General features: G+C 72.2%; 14 protein-coding genes. 7 read left to right on the forward strand and 7 right to left on the reverse strand.

The window, feature by feature from the left end; all coding sequences use genetic code 11:
- Positions 1 to 110 precede the first annotated feature (110 nt).
- Together HHL19_RS06830 and HHL19_RS06835 are read right to left on the reverse strand one after the other, a co-directional pair.
- Positions 111 to 974: a nitroreductase/quinone reductase family protein gene (locus tag HHL19_RS06830; protein ID WP_169086665.1), complete on the reverse strand. Its 864-nt coding sequence runs from the start codon at positions 972 to 974 to the stop codon at positions 111 to 113.
- A 217-nt stretch (positions 975 to 1,191) separates the two neighbouring features.
- Entirely contained in the window at positions 1,192 to 2,580 is a 1,389-nt protein-coding gene (locus HHL19_RS06835; RefSeq protein WP_346768475.1) for a cation:dicarboxylase symporter family transporter, read from the reverse strand.
- 187 nt (positions 2,581 to 2,767) lie between these two features.
- Here HHL19_RS06835 and HHL19_RS06840 point away from each other — a divergent pair, with 187 nt between their 5' ends.
- The 3 genes from HHL19_RS06840 (at position 2,768) to HHL19_RS06850 (ending at position 6,083) form a co-directional block, all read left to right on the forward strand.
- Entirely contained in the window at positions 2,768 to 4,396 is a 1,629-nt protein-coding gene (locus HHL19_RS06840) for an ATP-binding protein (protein ID WP_169086667.1), read from the forward strand.
- On the forward strand, positions 4,393 to 5,082 hold the full coding sequence (locus HHL19_RS06845; RefSeq protein WP_169086669.1) for a response regulator: 690 nt from the start codon (positions 4,393 to 4,395) through the stop codon (positions 5,080 to 5,082). The genes HHL19_RS06840 and HHL19_RS06845 overlap by 4 nt, the downstream gene beginning before the upstream one ends.
- A gap of 392 nt (positions 5,083 to 5,474) precedes the next feature.
- Positions 5,475 to 6,083, forward strand: a complete 609-nt coding sequence (locus tag HHL19_RS06850; protein WP_169087555.1) for a helix-turn-helix transcriptional regulator — start codon at positions 5,475 to 5,477, stop codon at positions 6,081 to 6,083.
- 77 nt (positions 6,084 to 6,160) lie between these two features.
- On the opposite strand, the gene HHL19_RS06855 is transcribed toward HHL19_RS06850, so the two are convergent.
- Positions 6,161 to 7,186: a 6-phosphofructokinase gene (locus HHL19_RS06855; RefSeq protein WP_169086671.1), complete on the reverse strand. Its 1,026-nt coding sequence runs from the start codon at positions 7,184 to 7,186 to the stop codon at positions 6,161 to 6,163.
- 416 nt (positions 7,187 to 7,602) lie between these two features.
- On the opposite strand from HHL19_RS06855, the gene pta reads away from it, so the two are divergent.
- The 4 genes from pta (at position 7,603) to HHL19_RS06875 (ending at position 13,301) form a co-directional block, all read left to right on the forward strand.
- Positions 7,603 to 9,750 (forward strand): phosphate acetyltransferase, encoded by a 2,148-nt coding sequence (gene pta / locus HHL19_RS06860; protein WP_169086673.1) that lies wholly within the window; start codon positions 7,603 to 7,605, stop codon positions 9,748 to 9,750.
- A complete protein-coding gene (locus HHL19_RS06865) occupies positions 9,747 to 11,018 on the forward strand; it encodes an acetate kinase (RefSeq protein ID WP_169086674.1) in 1,272 nt (423 codons plus the stop codon). The genes pta and HHL19_RS06865 overlap by 4 nt, the downstream gene beginning before the upstream one ends.
- Before the next feature lie 101 nt (positions 11,019 to 11,119).
- The gene (gene pyk, locus HHL19_RS06870; RefSeq protein ID WP_169086676.1) at positions 11,120 to 12,550 is read left to right on the forward strand and encodes a pyruvate kinase; all 1,431 of its coding nucleotides are present in this window, start codon (positions 11,120 to 11,122) and stop codon (positions 12,548 to 12,550) included.
- Between the two features lie 256 nt (positions 12,551 to 12,806).
- Positions 12,807 to 13,301 (forward strand): hypothetical protein, encoded by a 495-nt coding sequence (locus tag HHL19_RS06875; RefSeq protein ID WP_169086678.1) that lies wholly within the window; start codon positions 12,807 to 12,809, stop codon positions 13,299 to 13,301.
- Between the two features lie 82 nt (positions 13,302 to 13,383).
- Here the strand turns inward: HHL19_RS06875 and HHL19_RS06880 are convergent, their stop codons facing one another.
- The 4 genes from HHL19_RS06880 to HHL19_RS06895 form a co-directional block, all read right to left on the reverse strand.
- Complete coding sequence (locus HHL19_RS06880) at positions 13,384 to 14,733, reverse strand: hypothetical protein (protein WP_169086680.1); 1,350 nt, start codon at positions 14,731 to 14,733, stop codon at positions 13,384 to 13,386.
- Entirely contained in the window at positions 14,723 to 15,271 is a 549-nt protein-coding gene (locus HHL19_RS06885) for a DUF6114 domain-containing protein (RefSeq protein ID WP_169086682.1), read from the reverse strand. Before HHL19_RS06885 ends, HHL19_RS06880 begins: the two co-directional genes overlap by 11 nt.
- A 106-nt stretch (positions 15,272 to 15,377) precedes the next feature.
- Positions 15,378 to 16,061, reverse strand: a complete 684-nt coding sequence (locus tag HHL19_RS06890) for a DUF6230 family protein (RefSeq protein WP_169086684.1) — start codon at positions 16,059 to 16,061, stop codon at positions 15,378 to 15,380.
- 639 nt (positions 16,062 to 16,700) lie between these two features.
- Complete coding sequence (locus tag HHL19_RS06895) at positions 16,701 to 17,669, reverse strand: tetratricopeptide repeat protein (RefSeq protein ID WP_169086686.1); 969 nt, start codon at positions 17,667 to 17,669, stop codon at positions 16,701 to 16,703.
- Between the last annotated feature and the right edge of the window lie 111 nt (positions 17,670 to 17,780).

A 17,780-nucleotide genomic window follows, 5' to 3' on the forward strand; every position in this document is an offset into this window, starting at 1 on the left:
TCCGGCTGTCCGGCTGTCCGGCTGTCTGGCTGTCTGGCTGTCTGGCTGTCCGGCTCAGGCTCTTGCGGGCGCGGCCCCGGCGGTCAGCCCCGCCTCGTCGTGATCACGGTTCATGCGGCCGAGTCCGGCACGGCCGCTCTCAGCAGGGGGACGACCTCGGCCTCCTCGTACGCGAAGTGGGTCTCCAGCTCCGCCCGCAGCCGCTCGAACTCGGGCCGCAGCTGCTCCGGTCCCGTCCCGTCGACCCGGGCGAGCAGCTCCCGCAGGCCGTCGAGCGCGCGGGAGACGGTGGCGTGTTCGGCGTGGAGCCGCTCGAAGACCCGGGCCTTCCCGGGGAACTCGCGGGCCAGGTACGGGAAGAGGCCGGCGTCCTCGCCGCCGTGGTGCCGGGCGAGGCCCGAGCAGAAGGTGAGGCAGTGGCGGCGGAGCTCCACCGTCAGATCGGCCGTGCCCGGCGCGGCGAGGCCCTCGGCGAGGGCGGCGAGTTCGTCGCGCAGCCAGTCGTGGACCTTCACCAGCTCGTCGGCGAGGGCGTCGAGCCGGTTCGGCGGGGTGTAGTCGTCGGCCGGGATCCGGTGGAGGACGACGACGGGCAGGACCCGGCTCGTCTGCTTCTGGTAGTCGGCGTAGCCGGGGGCGACGGCGATGACCTTGGCGAAGAGTTCGTCCCGCTCGGCGCCGGTCGCGGCGACGGCGGTGGCCTGCCAGCTGTCCTCGCCCAGCTCCACGGTCACCGTGGGGTTGACGAGGATGTTGCGGTACCAGTCCGGGTGGCGGTCGGAGCCGCCGGCCGAGCCGACGACGAGCAGCCGGTCGCCGTCCTCGGCGAATCCGAGCGGAGTGGTGTGTTCTTTTCCGGACCGGGCGCCGGTGGTGGTGAGGAGAAGGAGCACCCAGCCCTCGAACGGGCCGCCGAGGCGTCCGGCGTTGGTGCGGAATTCTTCGATGATCGGGGTGTTGAAGTCGAGAGGCAACTGCCGTCCCTACTGTTCTCTTGCCTCCATGTCTCCGCTTTCGAGCGCGGACCGACACGCGACGCGAGGAGCCCCATTCTGACGCGGAGGCCCTTGACGGTGTCAAGGGCCTTCTTCGCGGGGCGGGTTCCTCCCGGTGCCCGGATCCGGCTCAAGGCCCGGGTCCCGGGAGGAGGTTCGGTAGGGGTTCGGTAGGGATTCGGACGTGCGGAGGGGGTCAGACTCCGGTGCGGGCGCGCTCCTCGCCCTGGTCGCGCTGGTCGGGTACGGCGGTGGGGTCGGCGGCCTGGGTGGGGCCGACGGGCCCGGCGTGGTCGACGTGACTGTCGGCGAGACTCTTCTCGTCGAAGGGGAACTTCCCCGCCAGGACCTCCGTCACCCGCGTCCGGTCGATCTCCTTCGTCCAGGTACCGACCAGGACGGTGGCGACGGCGTTGCCGGCGAAGTTGGTGAGGGCGCGGGCCTCGCTCATGAAGCGGTCGATGCCGACGATCAGGCCGACGCCGTCGACCAGGTCGGGGCGGTGCGACTGGAGGCCGCCGGCGAGGGTGGCGAGACCGGCGCCGGTGACGCCGGCGGCGCCCTTCGAGGCGATGATCATGAAGACGAGGAGGGAGATCTGCTCGCCGACCGAGAGCGGGTCGCCCATCGCCTCGGCGACGAAGAGCGAGGCCATCGTGAGGTAGATGGCGGTGCCGTCGAGGTTGAAGGAGTAGCCGGTGGGGACGGTGATGCCGACGACCGGCTTGGAGACGCCCAGGTGCTCCATCTTCGCGATCAGGCGCGGCAGCGCCGACTCGGAGGAGGAGGTCGAGAGGATCAGCAGGAACTCGCGGCCCAGGTACTTCAGGAGCGACCAGATGTTGACCCCGGCGACCAGCCGGAGCAGCGCGCCGAGGATGACGAAGACGAAGAGGGCGCAGGTCAGGTAGAAGCCGATCATGATGACGGCGAGCGACTTCAGGGCGTCGATGCCGGTGGCGCCGACCACGGCGGCGATGGCGCCGAAGGCGCCGACCGGGGCCACCCACATGATCATGGAGAGGATGCGGAAGACGAGCCGCTGGATGTGCCCGATGCCGCGGAGGACCGGCTCGCCGGCCGAGCCCATCGCCTGGAGCGCGAAGCCCGCCAGGAGGGCGACGAGCAGGGTCTGGAGGACCTCGCCCGCGGTGAAGGCGGAGACCAGGGTCTTCGGGATGATCCCGAGCAGGAAGTCGGCGGTGCCCTCGCTCGCGCCCTCCGCCTGCTTGGCACCGGCGTCGGCCAGTTCCTTGGTGAGGTGGAGGTTGGATCCAGGATCCAGGATATTGCCGACGACGAGACCGATCGCGAGTGCGACGGTCGACATCACCAGGAAGTAGCCGAGCGCGAGGCCGCCGACGGCGCCGACCTTGGCGGCCTTGCGGACCGAGCCGACGCCCAGCACGATCGTGCAGAAGATGATCGGCGAGATCATCATCTTGATGAGGTTCACGAAGCCGGTGCCCAGCGGCTTCAGTTCGACGGCCACGCCCGGGGCGAGGAAGCCGACGCCGATGCCGAGCAGGACGGCGCCGATCACGGCCAGATACAGATAGTGGGTGCGGTCCCGGCGTGCGGCCACGGGGTCCTCCTCGCGCTGATGGGGTCGTCCACGTCCCGGTGGACTCCGCGACTATCCATCAGCCTGTGACCCGGGTCACCGTTGCGTGCGTTTCGTTCATGGCCGAAACGTGAGCCCGCCGCTTCCGCGGAGAACGATTCGGGAACGTGATGCGCGGGAGCAAATCCCGGCGTGCACACTTGCACGCATGCGTCTCCCGTCCCTCCGCCCCCTCCCCCGGCCGCGGCCGCGGCCCCGCAGCCTGGCCGGCCAGCTCTTCGCCATGCAGGTCGTGCTGATGGCCGCGGTCGTGGCGGGGTGCGCGGTCTTCGCGTACCTCACGGACCGGGAGCAGGCCGAGGAGACCGCGCGCCGGCAGGCGACGGCCGCCGCGACGGCGGTCGCCGGCTCGCCGTCCGTGCGGGCCGCCGCGCGCTCGTCGGATCCGTCCGCCGAGCTCCAGCCGTACGCGGAGGAGCTCCGGCGGCGGGCGGACGTCGCCTTCGTGGTGATCATGGCGCCGGACGGCACCCGGTGGACGCACCCGGAGCCCGACCGGATCGGGGCGCACTATCTCGGCCACATCGAGCCGGCGCTGCGCGGCGAGACCTTCTCGGAGACGTACCCGGGGACCCTCGGCGCGTCGGTGCGGACGATCACGCCGGTCCTCTCCGACGGGCGGGTGGTCGCCCTGGTCAGCGCGGGCATCACCATCGAGCGGATCAGCGCGCAGGTACGGGAGCAGGTGACCGCGCTGCTCGGGATGGCGGGCGCGGCGCTCGCGCTCGGCGGCGCCGGTACGTATGTGATCAACGCGCGGCTGCGGCGGCACACGCACGGGATGAACGCCACCGAGCTCAGCCGGATGCACGACTACCACGAGGCGGCGCTGCACGCGGTGCGGGAGGGGCTCGTGATGCTGGACGGGCGGCGCAGGATCGCGCTCATCAACGACGGGGCGCGCGAACTCCTCGGCCTCGACGAGGGGGTGGTGGGCCGGCCCGCGGCGGAGCTCGGCCTGCCGGCGCCGCTGACGGGGGCGCTGCTCTCCTCGGAGCCGCGGGTCGACGAGACGCATCTGACGGACGAGCGGGTCCTGGTCGTCAACACCCGCCCGGTGGTGGGCGGGGAGCGGCGCGGCACGGTCGTCACGCTCCGGGACCGCACCGAACTCCAGGCGCTGTCCGGGGAGTTGGACTCCCAGCGCGGCTTCACGGAGGCGCTGCGCTCGCAGGCCCACGAGGCGGCGAACCGGCTCCACACGATGGTCTCGCTGATCGAACTCGGGCGGGTGGCGGAGGCCGTGGAGTTCGCGACGGCCGAGCTGGAGCTGGCGCAGGCGCTCACCGACCGGGTGGTGGACGCGGTCGGCGAGCCGGTCCTCGCGGCGCTGCTGCTCGGGAAGGCGGCGCAGGCCAACGAGCGGGGCGTGGAACTGGTCCTCGCCGAGGGCAGCCGGATCGACGACGGGCTGCTGCCGCCGGACCTGGAGCCCCGGGACCTCGTGACGGTGCTCGGCAACCTCGTCGACAACGCGGTGGAGGCGGCCGGCGGGACCCCGCACGCGCGCGTGACCGTCACGGTCGCGGCCCGCGCGGGCGACGGCGAGCTGCTGGTCCGCGTCGACGACAGCGGGCCGGGCGTCCGGCCCGCCGACCGCGACGCCGTCCTCGGCCGCGGCTGGTCCACCCGGGGCCCGGGGCGCGGCCTCGGCCTGGCCCTGGTCGGCCAGGCCGTCGCCCGGGCCGCCGGCACGCTCACCGTCGCCGAGGCCCCCGGGGGCGGTGCCCGCTTCACCGTCCGGGTGCCGCTCCCCCGCACCGGAGGCGAGGCATGAGCGGCGCGCCGGAGATCCGGGTCCTGGTCGTCGAGGACGACCCCGTCGCCGCGGACGCGCACGCGCTGTACGCGGGACGGGTGCGGGGCTTCCGGGTGGTCGGGGTCGCGCACTCGCGGGCGGCGGCGGTACGGCTGCTCGAACGGGTCCCCGTCGACCTCATCCTGCTCGACCTCTACCTCCCCGACGGGCACGGTCTCGCCCTGCTCCGCGCCCTGCGGGCCGCCGGGCACGCGGCGGACGTCATCGCGGTCACCTCGGCGCGCGACCTGGCCGTGGTCCGCGAGGGCGTCTCGCTGGGCGTCGTCCAGTACGTCCTCAAGCCCTTCGCCTTCGCGACCCTGCGGGACCGGCTCACGCGGTACGCCGAGTTCCGGGGCGCGGCCGGGGAGGCGTCCGGGCAGGACGAGGTCGACCGCGCCCTCGCCGCCCTGCGCGCCCCCCAGCCGGCCACCCTCCCCAAGGGCCTCAGCGGCCCCACCCTGGAAGCCGTCACCCGCACCCTGCGCGAGGCCCCCACGGGGCTGACCGCCGCGGAAGCGGGAGTGGCGGTGGGCATCTCCCGCATCACCGCCCGCCGCTACCTGGAACACCTGGTCACCGAAGGCCGCGCCCTGCGCGCCCCCCAGTACGGCCAGATCGGCCGCCCGGAACTCCAATACCGCTGGCGCGAAACCACCCGCTGACAGACCGGCCCTCGGACGCCGGGGCCACCGGGCCGCCGGCACTCCCGACGGTGCCACCGGGACACCCGAGGGACCCGGACCTCCGCGCCCCGGACGGCCGGGGGTCCCGAGCCCGGGGCGTCCGCCAGCGGGACGGGCGGCCCTCCCGGGCCTCACGGGGCGGAGCTCGTACCCCTTCCCCGTGGGGTCCGAGGACGGCCCGCGGTCGCTCACCGGACGTCACTCACCGCTCAGCGGCGATTACCGGCCGGTTCCGACGTTCCTACAGGCCGTGGCCTCAGATGAACGCACCGTAGCCATTTTCGGCCATGTGTGGCTAACGTGGTCGGGTGCACCATCCCTCTCCCCCCTTCGACGCCCCGGCCGCGCGCCGCCTGCGGCAGGGGCTCGGCATGGCGCCCGCCCATGTCGCGTACGGCCTGCGGGCGCAGTACGGGCTCCCCGTCACCCCCGACGCCGTCGCCGCCTGGGAGCGCGGCACCCTCGTGCCGAGCGAACAGGAGCTGACCGCGCTCGCGGGCGTCCTGTGGTGCTCGCCGGCCGATCTGATCGCCGTCGCCTCCACGCTGCGCGAGCACCGGGTGGCGCGCGGGCTCGCCGTGGAGGAGCTGGCCCGGCGGGTCGGCGTCGCCGCGCACGCGTACGCCCGGATGGAGGACGCGGGGACCTGGAAGGGCACCGAGCGGCAGACCGCCGCGCTCGCCGAGGTCCTGGGGCTCGGCCCGCGCGCCCTGATCACCGCGACCGGCGGCGACGAGCGGCTCGCGGAGCTGCTGCGGGACGCGGCGACGACCCGCTGGCAGGCGTACGTGAAGCCGGCGGTACGGATGCTGCCGCTGCCCAAGCGGGTCGTGGAGCCGGCCCTCGCGCGGCTGCACGCGGAGTACCACGCCCACATGGCCGCGACGTCCAGCTGGGGCGCCTCGGGCGCGACGGGCGACGAGGGCCGCGCGTACCTGGAGACGGTCAACGAGCACTTCTGGGCGGCGGTGGGGCACTAGTACCCCCGGAAACACAGGACGGAGGTCCCGCTCGGCGGGGCCTCCGTCCTGGGGTGCGTACGGGGTGCGTAAGGGGGTCAGAAGACCGACTCGGCCTCGCGGATGCGGTCCGCGGGGACCGTCTTGAGCCGGGTGATGGCCTCGGCGAGCGGCACCATCTTCACGTCGGTGCCGCGCAGCGCCGTCATGTTGCCGAAGTCGCCTCGGTGCACGGCCTCCACCGCGTGCCAGCCGAAGCGGGTGGCGAGGACGCGGTCGTACGCGGTGGGCGTGCCGCCGCGCTGGACGTGGCCGAGAATGACCGGCCGGGCCTCCTTGCCGAGGCGCCGCTCCAGCTCGTACGCGAGGGCCGTGCCGATGCCCTGGAAGCGCTCGTGGCCGAACTGGTCGATCTCGCCCTTGCCGTAGTCCATCGTGCCCTCGGCCGGGTGCGCGCCCTCGGCGACGCAGATGACGGCGAACTTCTTGCCGCGGGCGAACCGCTCCTCGACCATCTTGACCAGGTCGGCCGGGTCGAAGGGGCGCTCGGGCAGACAGATGCCGTGGGCGCCGCCGGCCATGCCGGACTCCAGCGCGATCCAGCCGGCGTGCCGGCCCATCACCTCGACGACCATGACCCGCTGGTGCGACTCGGCGGTGGTCTTCAGCCGGTCCATCGCCTCGGTGGCGACGCCGACGGCGGTGTCGAAGCCGAAGGTGCGGTCGGTGGAGGAGATGTCGTTGTCGATGGTCTTGGGGACGCCGACGACGGGCACGCCCGCGTCGGAGAGCATCCGGGCGGCGGTCAGCGTGCCCTCGCCGCCGATCGGGACGAGCGCGTCGAAGCCGCTCTTCTCGACGAGCGCCTTGGCGTTGTCGCAGGCGGCGGCGAAGCGGTCGCGCTCCAGGCGGGAGGAGCCGAGGATGGTGCCGCCGCGGGCGAGGATGCCGCTGACGGCGTTGAGGTCGAGCGGGCGGTAGCGGCCGTCGAGGAGTCCGGCGTAGCCGTCCTCGAAGCCGATGACCTCGTCGCCGTAGTGGGTGACGGCCCGGTGCACGACCGACCGGATCACTGCGTTCAGGCCGGGGCAGTCGCCGCCTGCGGTGAGGACTCCGATGCGCATCGTGCTGTGTCTCCTGCTCGATCGAGGTTCCGTGTGAGCCGTTGACCCGGTTCTCGAGCCGTCGGCCCGCTTCCGAGCCGCCGGCCCGATTCCTGGGCCGTCGACCCGCTTCCTTGAGCCGTTTCCGATTCTCACACGGCGGATCCGCCCGGGCCCTCCGCCGCCGCTCCGCGCGCGGCGGCGGAGGGTCCGTCCGGGGGTCTTTCGTCCCCTGGGACGGGGCCTTCGTACGGCGGGCGACCTACCCAGGTGCAGGGGTATTGTCAAGGGGGCAATGCCACCCTATCGGTGCCTTTCCGGGGCCGGGGGTTGACGAAGGTCGAGGGCCGGGCCCCGAGGACGGGCCGGGCCCTCGCGCAGGACGGCCCCTCCACGGGACGGGCCCCTTCCGCAGGAACGGGACAGGAGACCGCGGCGTGACGCGCAGTGTGTACGTGACCGGGATCGACCGCGGGGACGGCCGCCAGGTCGTCGAGCTGGGAGTCATGGAGCTCCTCACCCGACAGGTGGACCGGGTGGGGGTGTTCCGTCCCCTGGTGCACGACGGCCCCGACCGCCTCTTCGAGCTGCTGCGCGCCCGCTACCGCCTCACCCAGGACCCGTCCACGGTCTACGGCATGGACTACCACGAGGCCTCCGACCTCCAGGCCGAGCAGGGCACCGACGAGCTCGTCTCCCGGCTGGTGGACCGCTTCCACGCGGTCGCCCGCGACTACGAGGTCGTCCTCGTCCTCGGCACCGACTTCGCCGCCACCCAGCTCCCCGACGAGCTGGCGCTCAACGCCCGCCTGGCGAACGAGTTCGGCGCATCCGTCATCCCCGTCGTCGGCGGCAAGGGCCAGCCCTCCGAGTCCGTCCGCGCCGAGGCCCGCAACGCCTTCCGCGCCTACGACGGCCTCGGCTGCGACGTCCTCGCGATGGTCGTCAACCGGGTCGCGGCCGAGGACCGCGAGACCATCGCCGAGCGGCTGACCGCCCGGCTGCCCGTGCCCTGCTACGTCCTCCCGGACGAGCCGGCCCTCGCCGCCCCCACCGTCGCCCAGATCACCCACGCGCTCGGCGCCACCGTCGTCCTCGGCGACGACGCCGGCCTCGCCCGCGACGCCCTGGACTTCGTCTTCGGCGGCGCGATGCTGCCGAACTTCATCGCCGCGCTGACCCCCGGCTGCCTCGTCGTCACCCCCGGCGACCGCGCCGACCTCGTCGTCGGCGCGCTCGCCGCCCACTCCGCCGGTACGCCCCCGATCGCGGGCGTCCTGCTCACCCTGGACGAGCGGCCCAGCGACGCGGTCCTCACCCTCGCCGCCCGGCTCGCGCCCGGCACCCCGGTCATCTCCGTCGCCGGCAACAGCTTCCCCACCGCCGCGGAGCTCTTCGCCCTGGAGGGCAAGCTCAACGCCGCCACCCCCCGCAAGGCGGAGACCGCGCTCGGCCTCTTCGAGCGGCACGTGGACACCGCCGACCTGCTCAAGCGGATCTCGGTGGCGCCCAGCGGCCGGGTCACCCCGATGATGTTCGAGCACGAGCTCCTGGAGCAGGCCCGCGCCGACCGGCGCCGGGTGGTCCTCCCCGAGGGCACCGAGGAGCGGGTGCTGCGCGCCGCCGACGTGCTGCTGCGCCGGGACGTCTGCGACCTCACCCTCCTCGGCGACGTCGAGGCCATCCGCAAGAAGGCCGCCGACCTCAGCGTCGACCTGCGCGACACCCAGCTGATCGACCCGCAGACCTCGGAGCTGCGCGACGCCTTCGCCGAGCAGTACGCGGCGCTGCGCGCCCACAAGGGCGTCACCGTGGAGCTCGCGTACGACGTCGTCTCGGACGTGAACTACTTCGGCACCCTGATGGTCCAGGAGGGCCTCGCCGACGGCATGGTCTCCGGCGCGGTCCACTCCACCGCCGCGACCATCCGCCCCGCCTTCGAGATCATCAAGACGGAAACAGCCGCGCGAAGCGCGTCAGGCAGGGCGGTGGCGGGCGACGGGAGGGCCAAGCCGGAGGCGTCGATCGTCTCCTCGGTCTTCTTCATGTGCCTCGCCGACAAGGTGCTCGTGTACGGCGACTGCGCGGTCAACCCGGACCCGAACGCGGAGCAGCTCGCGGACATCGCCGTCCAGTCGGCGGCCACCGCGGCCCGCTTCGGCGTCGAGCCGCGGATCGCGATGCTCTCGTACTCCACCGGCACCTCCGGCTCCGGCGCCGACGTCGACAAGGTGCGCGAGGCGACCAAGCTGGTCCGCGAGGCCCACCCGGAGCTGCGGATCGAGGGCCCGATCCAGTACGACGCCGCCGTGGAGCCCTCCGTGGCCGCCACCAAGCTGCCGGGATCGGAGGTGGCGGGGCAGGCGACCGTGCTGATCTTCCCGGACCTCAACACCGGCAACAACACCTACAAGGCGGTCCAGCGCTCGGCCGGCGCCATCGCCGTCGGACCGGTCCTCCAGGGCCTGCGCAAGCCGGTCAACGACCTCTCGCGCGGCGCCCTCGTCAGCGACATCGTCAACACGGTCGCCATCACCGCGATCCAGTCCCAGGTCCCGACCCCGGCTCAGGAGCTCCCCGCATGACCGGCACCCCCACCCGCGTCCTCGTCCTCAACTCCGGCTCCTCGTCGGTGAAGTACCAGCTCCTCGACATGAGCGACGGCAGCCGGCTCGCGCAGGGGCTCGTCGAGCAGATCGGCGAGGAGACCTCCCGGCTCGCCCACACCCCGCTCCAGGGCGGCGGCAGCGCGCCGCGCGAGCGGACCGGCCCGATCCCCGACCACGCGGCGGCGCTGAAGGCGGTCGCCGAGGAGCTGGCGGCGGACGGGCTCGGCCTGGACTCCCCCGAACTGGCCGCGATCGGCCACCGGGTGGTGCACGGCGGGCTGCGTTTCACCGAGCCGACCATCATCGACGAGGAGGTGATCGCCGAGATCGAACGGCTCGTGCCGGTGGCGCCGCTGCACAACCCGGCAAACCTGCTCGGCATCCGCACCGCCATGGCGATGCGCCCCGACCTGCCGCAGGTCGCCGTCTTCGACACCGCCTTCCACACCACGATGCCGGAGTCGGCGGCGCGGTACGCGATCGACGTGGAGACCGCCGACGCGTACCGGATCCGCCGCTACGGCTTCCACGGCACCTCGCACGCGTACGTCTCCCGGGCGACGGCGAAGCTGCTCGGCAAGGAGCCCGAGGAGGTGAACGTGATCGTGCTCCACCTCGGCAACGGCGCCTCCGCCTCGGCGGTCCGCGGCGGCCGCTGCGTGGACACCTCCATGGGCCTGACCCCGCTGGAAGGCCTGGTCATGGGCACCCGCTCCGGCGACATCGACCCGGCGGTCACCTTCCACCTCAAGCGGGTGGCGGGCATGGACGCCGACGAGATCGACGCCCTCCTCAACAAGAAGTCCGGTCTGGTCGGTCTCTGCGGCGACAACGACATGCGCGAGATCCGGCGCCGGATCGACGCGGGCGACGAGCGGGCCGCGCTCGCCTTCGACATCTACGTCCACCGCCTGAAGAAGTACATCGGCGCGTACTACGCGGTCCTCGGGCGCGTCGACGCGGTCGCCTTCACCGCCGGCGTGGGCGAGAACGCGGCGCCCGTACGGGAGGCGGCCATCGCCGGCCTGGAGGAGCTGGGCCTCGCGGTGGACGCCGAGCTCAACGCCGTACGGTCCGGCGAACCGCGCATCATCTCGCCCGAGTACGCCCGGGTCGCGGTGGCCGTCGTACCCACCGACGAGGAGCTGGAGATCGCCCGCCAGACCTTCGCGCTGACGGGCTCGGACGCGGGCCCGGAGACGGGCTCGGAGACGGGCTCGGAGACGGGCGAGAACATGGCCTGAAAAGTTACTCGAAAGGCAAACGCCTGAGCGGGCCCCCGCCCATTTGTACTTTCCACCAGCCGGAATATTCCGCAGTGAAACAAACCGATAGGATCCGCCTCATGCGCCGTTCCAAAATCGTCTGCACGCTGGGCCCCGCCGTCGACTCGTACGAGCAGCTGAAGGCTCTCATCGAGGCCGGTATGAACGTGGCCCGTTTCAACATGAGCCACGGAACCCAGGCAGAGCACCAGGAGCGGTACGACCGTCTCCGCAAGGCCGCCGCCGACACCGGCCGCGCCATCGGTGTGCTGGCCGACCTCCAGGGCCCCAAGATCCGTCTGGAGACCTTCGCCGAGGGCCCGGTCGAGCTGGTCCGCGGGGACGAGTTCACCATCACCACGGAGGACGTCCCCGGCGACAAGTCCATCTGCGGCACCACCTACAAGGGCCTCCCGGGCGACGTCTCCAAGGGCGACCAGGTCCTCATCAACGACGGCAACGTCGAACTGCGGGTCGTCGAGGTCGAGGGCCCCCGGGTCAAGACCGTCGTCATCGAGGGCGGCGTGATCTCCGACCACAAGGGCATCAACCTGCCCGGCGCGGCGGTCAACGTCCCGGCCCTCTCCGAGAAGGACGTCGAGGACCTCCGCTTCGCCCTCCGGATGGGCTGCGACATGGTCGCCCTCTCCTTCGTCCGCGACGCCGCCGACGTCAAGGACGTCCACAAGGTGATGGACGAGGAGGGCCGCCGGGTCCCCGTCATCGCCAAGGTCGAGAAGCCGCAGGCCGTCGAGAACATGGCCGAGGTCGTCGCCGCCTTCGACGCCGTCATGGTCGCCCGCGGCGACCTCGCCGTCGAGTACCCGCTCGAACGCGTCCCGATGGTGCAGAAGCGCCTCGTCGAGATGTGCCGCCGCAACGCCAAGCCGGTCATCGTCGCCACCCAGATGATGGAGTCGATGATCACCAACTCCCGTCCGACCCGCGCCGAGGCGAGCGACGTCGCCAACGCGATCCTGGACGGCGCGGACGCGGTCATGCTCTCCGCCGAGTCGAGCGTGGGCGCCTACCCGATCGAGACCGTCAAGACGATGTCGAAGATCGTCGCCGCGGCCGAGGAGGAGCTCCTCGCCAAGGGCCTCCAGCCCCTGGTCCCCGGCAAGAAGCCCCGCACCCAGGGCGGCTCCGTCGCCCGCGCGGCCTGCGAGATCGCCGACTTCCTCGACGGCAAGGCCCTCATCGCCTTCACCCAGTCCGGCGACACCGCCCGCCGCCTCTCGCGCTACCGCACCCAGCAGCCGATCCTCGCCTTCACCACCGACGAGGGCACCCGCAACCAGCTCACCCTGAGCTGGGGCGTCGAGTCCTTCCTCGTCCCCTTCGTCGACAACACCGACGCCATGGTCGACCTCGTCGACGCCGAACTCCTCAAGCTCCAGCGCTACAACGCCGGCGACACCATGGTCATCACCGCCGGCTCCCCGCCCGGCGTCCCCGGCACCACCAACATGGTCCGCGTCCACCACCTTGGTGGCGGCGAGAGCGCCTGACGCCTCCCCGCCAACGGACAGAACGGCCGGTGGGCCGCACTCCTTTCCGGAGTGCGGCCCACCGCCGTTTCCGGATGACCGCATGCGGAACACCCGGCCGTCCTGAAGCCGAAAAAAGATCTTCCGTCTGCGAATGTGCCGGTGCGATGATGCCCCGGCCTCCGGGGGGGAGGCGGGGGGAGAAGTGCCTTGACCAGGCACCCAGAGGATCTCATTTCGTCCAACATCCGAGTCGCCATGGAAAGGTTCAAGGCCAATGGCGGATGCTGAGGTGTCCCCCGAGCTCCGGGCCGCCGTACGGCGGCTGGAGACGCTGACCGGGCAGCGTGTGTCCGGGACGGCGGACGGACACGCACGGTGGGAGCTGTACCGGGCCGCCCTGGCGTCCGACGCGGCGCGGCCGGCGCTGCTAACGGCGGTCACTGCGGAGGCGGACGGCGCGCTCGCGTCGGCCGTCGTCGGTGAGGTGCTCGAGCGGGTGCCACGCGCCGAGCGCGGGGCCTGGGTCGACGCACTGGCGCCCGCGGTGCGGGCGTTCTGCGCACGCCGGACGGACGAGCTGGGGATCCTGGAGGATCTCCGGGCCGGGACCCGCGTCCCAGAGCTCGGTCCCGGGCTGGTGGAGGGCTGGAGCGACTGGCTTCAGCTGCGGATCACCGCCGAGGTGTCCGACCCGGCGGTGCTGCGCGCGCTGGCGGAATCCGGGCGGACGAAGCGGATCCGGCGCACCGCTGCCGAAGCGCTCGGCTGACACCATGACATGACGACGGCCTCTCCTCCCGGGTGGGAAGGAGAGGCCGTCGTTCTGTGCGGCTCCCGGAGGGGTACGGGGGTCAGATCGGCTCGATGGTGTTGCGGAGGTCCTCGACCTTGAGGGTTCCGCCGAACTGGCCGGCCTGCTTGAGCTTGACGTTGGTGAAGAAGACCGCCGGGAGGTCCACCGGCGGCGGGGACTCGGGGCCGAAGGTGATCGGGATGATGCCGAGGAGGTTGCCCTTCAGCTCCTCCGTGTACATCGTCACCGTGCCGTTGGTGATCGTGGAGGTCGAGCCGCGCTTGGAGCGGACGTGACCCTCACGGCCCTCGGAGTGCTCCGTGATCTGGTGCAGGTCCTTGATCCCGACGTAGGTCGCCGTGAACTTCAGGACCTTCTTGACCTTGCCGCCGTACGTCTTCACCTCGACGATGCCGTGGTACTTCAGGCCGCTGAGCGTGAGCAGCGAGGACTCCAGGCGCCACGGCTCGTCCGGCAGCAGCGGGACGCCGGGCTCCAGCTCGGCGGCGGCGAGCGCCGCGTCGTCGCGCTCGGGGCACGGGAAGCGGGGCTTGGCGCCGTCGGGTATGTCCGTGTCCGGCTTGGCCTCCAGGCCCTGCGCGCTCTTCGGCAGTTCCTGGACCTCCACACCGGCCTTCTCCGCGGCCTCCTTGATGGCGGCCTTGGTCTCGGCTGCCTTCGTTTCGGCTGCCTTTGTGTCGGCGGCCTTCGTGTCGGCTGCCTTTGTGTCCGTGGTGTCGGACTTCGCGGCCGGGGCCTGCGTCTCGTCCGCCGCGGTCGCCTTCTGCTGCGGGGCGGCCGTCGTCGCCGACGGGGTGGGCGTCGGGGTCGCGGTCGCCGTGGGCTCCTGCTGCGGGGCGAGGCCGCCGAAGAAGTCCTTCAGGGCGTCGCCGACGCCCAGCGGGTCGAGCGGGTTGACGGACTTCGTGGGCGTGGGCGTGGCGGTGGGCGCCGCTTCCGCGGCTGCCGCCTGCGCGCCGCCCTGGGCAGCCTCGACGGCCGTCGTGGTGGACGGGCTCGCCGTCGCGGTGGGCGTGGCGGTCGCGGACGGGGTCGCCGTCGGCTCGCCGGTCGGTTCGGCCGGCTTGGTGGCCGTGGCCGTGGCCGTCGCGGTCGGTTCCGGCTTCGCGGTCTCGGTGGCCTTCGCCGTGGGCGTGGCCGTCGTCTCCTCCGCCACCGGCTCGTCGGAGCGGGTCACACAGGGGCCCGGCGCGAAGGGGACGTCCTTCTCGTCGGCGAGCGCGGGACTGGGCGCGAGGCCCATGCCCATGAGCACCGCGGTCGGCATGGCGGCGAGCGCCATCGCCTTGCCCGCGGGGCCCTGGATCCTGTTCAGCAGCGTCTTGCGAGGGGCCGCGTGGCGCGGCCCGCTCCTCGCGACAGTCGGCTGGGTGTCGTCACCCCGCACTGTTCCTCCCGCCCTTGGCGTCGATGCTGGTCTCGGTCGCCTCGCGCTGGTCCGGGACGCCGGCCGTCATGACGGTCTCGGTCTCGTCCTCGTGCGCCGGCCCACCGTCGTACTCCGCCTCCGCCGTGTCCTCGGTCTCCTCAGGCTCGGGCGCGGGCGCCCAGGACGCCGACAAGGCGCCGCCTATGAGGGCGAAGAGGAATCCGACGACCAGTCCGCCGAAGTTCGACACCGGGATGGACACCAGCGCCAAGACGATCGCCGCGACACCCGCGAAGACCCGGACGAGAGGCTGGAACCACATCGTCAGGCCGAGGGTGATGAGCAGGACGCCGATGATCAGCGCGCCCGCACCGGCCGTGGTCGCCATGGTGAGGGTGACGTTGCCGAGCCTCATGTCCCCGTAGGGGAGATAGCCGATCGGCACACCACCGATGATGGTGAACAGTCCCGCCCAGAAGGGCCGGGTCTGCCGCCAGGCCTTGAACCGGTTCTCCTTCTTGGGGACTTCGCGGGAGGCAAGGGTCTCGGCGCTCATGGAAACAGCTCCCTGGAAGCGGTATTGCTGAGAGAAGTGGAGAGACCGGGGACGGACCCCGGCGCGGGTGCGGGCCGCCGGAACGGCCCGCACCCCAAGGGCTGAATCAGCCCTGGAAGCACTCCTTGTCGGTGCCCCGGTGCAGGGACAGCTTCAGGTCAGGGAGCTTGAACGTCGCGGCGGTGGTCGCCCACGCCTTCTGCTCGACATTGGTCAGCGTGGCGACGTCCGCCCGCTGGGCGAACCCGTTCTCGTTGACCGTGCGCGGGTCGACGCCGGGCTGGATGCCCTGGCCATCCTTGTGCTTCGGCAGCGAGCCGGCCGCGACGCCGATGTCGATCCGCTCGAACTCGGCGTCGGCCTTCAGGTCGGAGACGTCGAGGTAGAGGTCCTTGGCGTAGACCTGCTCGCTCTTGTCGCCGCTCTTGGCCTTGTCGCTGTCACCCGCGGTCAGGCGGAGCGTGATGTCGCCGAGGAACGGAACCTTCGGCGTCACGACCGACTGGCACATGTTGGTGATGTAGGCCGTGTCGAAGCCGGAGACCGCGACGGCGGCGGCGTGCGGGTCACCCTCCAGCGTCTTGCCGGAGGCGACACTGCCGTACTGCACGAACTCGGTACCGACGAGACGGTCCGTCTTGACCTTGAACTCCTGGCCGGAGATCGCGAAGGACGCGGCGAGCGCGCCCTGGGCCAGGCCGACACCGATCGCGGCCGTGGCCGCCAGGCTCGGGACCATGACGACGGCGAAACGCTTCCATCTGGTCCCGCCACGAACCTGGGACTTCATGAGAATCCTCCTTCTCGGACGTACATCTCCAGGAGGGCCCGGGGCCCGGCCTGGGATGGGAGAAGAGCTACGTCCTCGGGAAGGAGAGCGCCGAAGCGTCAGGAGGCGCGACGCGCGTCCGAATCACCGGCGATCACCCCCGAGCGACAACCATGTGCCGCGCGTGCGCACGGCCCGGTGGACAGGTCCTGCCCGGTGGGAGCAGGAACCCCCCTGTCCGATGACCGGCCGCCTGGGGCGTCCGGTCCGCCCGGTGGGGACCCTCGCCGTGCGTCCTGGCGGTTGCCGGGGCGTGCGGTTCGGACCGAGCGTGGCCGATCGTGGTCCATTCCTGGCGCCCGCACAAGGGGTTCATTACTCGCTAGTAACGGATGCGTGACCACGCCATGGCGCGATGCCGCCACCCGGGTACGCAGGGTGGGGGTGCGTGGTGCGGAATATCCGCTTATCGGAAGGCGAACCCGGACAGAACCACAGGTTCGATTTACTGCAAGTAACAGCGGCCGCGTTTATCAAGATTTGGTAAAGCGCGGCCGCTGCTTGTCACTCTGTCGCCAAATCGTCGGACGATTCGGCAGCCTTTCCCGCTCTGAGCAGGCGCTTAGTCGCGGGGCGGGAAGCAGTACGGGAATTCGGACGTCAGAACAGCACTCGCGCCAGCGCCTGGCGGCCCGCGATCACCCGCGGGTCCTCCGGGCCGATGACCTCGAACAGTTCCAGGAGCCGCAGCCGCGCCGCGTCCCGGTCGTCGCCGAAGGTGCGGCGCACGGTCTCCACGAGCCGCCCGAAGGCGTCCTGGACGTGACCGCCCACCAGGTCCAGATCGGCGGCGGCGATCTGCGCGGCGACGTCCGCCGGGTTGTCCGCCGCGTTCTTCCTGACCGTCTGCGGGTCCATGCCCTGCACCCGGCCGAGCAGCTCCGCCTGGGCGAGGCCCAGCTTGGCCTCGGGGTGCTCCGGGTCGTCGGCGAGGACGTTCTTGTACGCCTGCACCGCGCCGGCCAGGTCACCCGCGTCCAGCGCGGACGCGGCCGCCTCCAGGAGGGCGTCGTACGGGCCGGCGGGCTGCCGGTCGGCGGGCTCGGCGCCCTCGGCGCCGGCGTCCACGGTCAGGCCGGTCAGACCGAACCGCTCCTCGCCGACCTGGATCAGCTGGTCGAGGGTCTCGCGGATCTGGCCCTCCGGCACCGCGCCCTGGAAGAGGGGCAGCGCCTGGCCGGCGACGACCGCGAAAACGGCCGGAATTCCCTGGATGCCGAACTGCTGCATCAGCATCTGATTGGCGTCGACGTCGATCTTCGCGAGGAGGAAACGGCCGCCATACTCCACGGCCAGCCGCTCCAGGAGCGGGCCCAGCTGCTTGCAGGGCTCGCACCACTCGGCCCAGAAGTCGAGGACGACCGGGACCTCGGCGGAACGCTGGAGCACATCGCGCTCGAAGCCCGCCTCGTCGACGTCGATCACGAGGGCGGAAGGCGGCACCGCCGCGGGTCCGCCGTGGCGCGCCGCCTCGGCGCGCGCCTGCTCCGCCTTCGCCTTGGCCTCTCCGGCCGCCTTCACCGCGGCGAGGTCGACGACGCCGCTCATGGACATGTTTCGGGGCTGCATGAGTACATCCTCCCCCTTCCGCGCGCGGAACCGGTAAGCCGTGGCTGAACAGCGCCCTCCGCCGAGGGCGCCCTCCGCTCGCCGGGTCCCCACCCGGCGTCCTGCATGGTT

The organism is Streptomyces sp. R302 (assembly GCF_012927245.1).
Lineage (GTDB): Bacteria > Actinomycetota > Actinomycetes > Streptomycetales > Streptomycetaceae > Streptomyces.